General features: G+C 40.6%; 1 protein-coding gene. It reads left to right on the top strand.

All coding sequences use genetic code 11. From position 1 onward, the window contains the following. Nucleotides 1-251 (top strand): transposase (locus FGF67_RS17185; RefSeq protein WP_199240718.1); only part of this gene is annotated, 251 nt, incomplete at both ends.

Here is a 251-nt window from a genome sequence, read left to right as displayed (position 1 = left end):
ACCTCCTTTCTAAAATCCATCCAAAAGCGAGGTATTGAAAAGATGCTAGAAGGAGAACTTGACGCTCATTTAGACTATGAGAAGCATCAGCAGTCCGATAATAGCAATACCCGTAACGGCTATGGATCTAAAAAGATAAAAACAGCTTTAGGAGAGACTAATATTAAAGTTCCCAGAGACCGAGAAGCTTCTTTTAACCCTATGCTGGTTCCTAAGCGCACTAACATGGTTGACGGCATAGAAAACGTCAT

Origin of the sequence: Allotamlana fucoidanivorans, from assembly GCF_006265225.1 — a bacterium.
Lineage (GTDB): Bacteria > Bacteroidota > Bacteroidia > Flavobacteriales > Flavobacteriaceae > Allotamlana > Allotamlana fucoidanivorans.
Note: the sequence above shows the minus strand (reverse complement) of the source record. Positions and strands in the feature narration are given on the sequence as shown.